General features: G+C 57.2%; 3 protein-coding genes. 2 read left to right on the top strand and 1 reads right to left on the bottom strand.

The genetic code is table 11. From position 1 onward, the window contains the following. Window positions 1–244, top strand: a 244-nt coding sequence (locus EIM48_RS15640) for a hypothetical protein (protein ID WP_233581718.1), incomplete at its 5' end; no start/stop codon positions are given. A gap of 128 nt (window positions 245–372) precedes the next feature. Here EIM48_RS15640 and EIM48_RS15230 read toward each other — a convergent pair. Beyond that, the gene (locus tag EIM48_RS15230) at window positions 373–948 is read right to left on the bottom strand and encodes a Panacea domain-containing protein (protein WP_125112049.1); all 576 of its coding nucleotides are present in this window, start codon (window positions 946–948) and stop codon (window positions 373–375) included. Window positions 949–1,394: 446 nt separating this feature from the next. Between EIM48_RS15230 and EIM48_RS15225 the strand changes: the two genes are divergently transcribed. Beyond that, window positions 1,395–2,067, top strand: a 673-nt coding sequence (locus EIM48_RS15225; protein WP_199728440.1) for a hypothetical protein, incomplete at its 3' end; no start/stop codon positions are given.

Below are 2,067 nucleotides of genomic sequence, written 5' to 3'. Positions count from 1 at the left end.
CCTCTGCAGCACAGGCGAGTGCATTGCAAAGCAACTGGGCGTCCAGGCAAAGTTGCCGGCTCAGCTTTCCACTAGCAACGAGGCTGCGCCAAACGGAAGGGTCGATGTCGTCCAGATCACGGAGATCTACCCAGCTCTCGGCATGGAGGCGGCCCTCTGGGTCAAGGACCCCAAGGTGGTAGCCAGGCGGATGATCATGGCTGCATTTGCACTCAATCGGCCTCAAGTTCGACCGACTCGTTAGCAAACGCAGAACGATATCTCCTCCTCGCGTGATCGCTAGGACGACCGCGTACTTGGGGCACGCTCTACCGTCATCAGCCACATAGAAATCGTTCCAAAGCCAGACTTCGCCTGGAGCTGGGGCCATCCTTAGTGTCCTGCATTCCGGATAGCGGCGACAAATCCACGATACTCATTCGCCGCCTGCAAGATATCTTCCCGCTCCCCGCAGTCAGCAGCCAAAGATAGCTCGTAAGGGATTACGTCGTTCTGGCCTTTGCCGTCGCGCCAAACTTTGTCCCACGCCTCATTTTGAGTGTGGGTGATATCGACCATCTGTTGGGCGTGCTTGTCTCTGTAGGTGGTTGCGATGTCTTCAAGCAACGCAAGCTGCCTAGGGGTGAATGCGCCTTCGTCGAACTCCGCGCCCTCATTGGGGACAACCGTTTCCCGAACCGAATGAATCGTCTCCTCGGGCTGGATGGTTACCAGGGCAGCAAGATCGGGGCTGAAGCCGCTCTTCCATTCAGAACGGAACGCCTTGGGGACCGGCCCCATCCTCCAAGCCTGATATTCAAGACCGGTCACGCTCCGGCCAGTCTGCTTGAAGTGTTCGAAATCGAGCAGATAGAGCAGCTTTAGCAGCTTGGTTTGCCCTGCGAACTTCGTATATTTCGCAAAGTAGAAGATCGCATTGATCAGGCGCTGGCGCTGAGCCTTAGTCATAGTCGCCAAGTATAGCGTAGAGCCTTGGCACTCACGTTTACTGGTGTTCAGGGGACCAATAGGGCGGCAAACTGAAGCATTCATCTTCAAGGCTAGGCGGCCTTGAGTCGTCTACGACGCGTTGGGCGAGTCGATGAGGAATCCAGCGGTCGCGCCGGCGCCTGGGCGCGACCCGTGCGAGGGAACTGCCTAGACCTCGGGTCGGCGTCGCACGTTGCTGGTCGGACAAAGGCTAGGGGTACCAATGTCTCCCGGAAATCAGCTGACTCCCACATTCTTTGTAAGAAAAGTCTGATCCCAGATGCTGTCGGCGCTCCGCGCTCAGGTTAGGAATCCCCCGAGGCAGGACCTTCTAGTAGGCTCATGAGTGGTGCTCGCGCCCATCTCGGGGCGCATCCACGTAGTTGGAAGTTGGGCGATCCAATACTTCACCAATCGGGGGCAGCATGAGTGACGAAATTTATCGGCGCTTACTTGAAGAGCAGCGGCGGATGGAGCGAATGTTCGGCGAAACCGATCGGATCATGCGCCTCATAGACCCGCTTCGCGAGGTCCGCGACATCCTTGAGCCATTGGCAAGAATGCAGGCCAACGTGCCTGACTATCGCGATTCCAGGGACAAGCTGAAAGAGGAGATAGAGAGCGCTTTTGATCTACAGGGCTCCATCGCTCGACTGCAAGATGATCCGCTGATCAGCGGGTTCAATCGAGGAAAGGCACTATTTGAGCAGACGTTCGGGGGTATCGATGAGCTAGCTCGCTCCTTCACATTCAGGACGGCCTATCCTGACCTGAGGGAGCTCATTCGTGATTGGTCCAACGAGGCGCGCGGCCATCTCAAAGTGTTGCTTTCGATGGGGTGGTGCCTGGATCCATACGCCGTCAACGAGTGGGCCGGTGCCATTGCGCAAAAGATGGAGGATGGCGAGGCTGCGGAAGCCGAGGCATGGCTTATTGAATACTTCAGGGGGCACGCATCCATCATTGAGGATCGTGTGTCAGACCAAAGTGCAGCCCGTGCCCCTTTACTGCGAGACGCGTTTGCTGCTCATCGGGAGGGTCGCTACGCTTTGAGCATCCCAGTCATGTTGGCCCAAGCGGAAGGGCTTGCCAGGGATG

The organism is Pseudoxanthomonas sp. SGNA-20, from assembly GCF_003931635.1.
Lineage (GTDB): Bacteria > Pseudomonadota > Gammaproteobacteria > Xanthomonadales > Xanthomonadaceae > Pseudoxanthomonas.
This window is presented reverse-complemented; position numbering and strand designations above follow the sequence as displayed.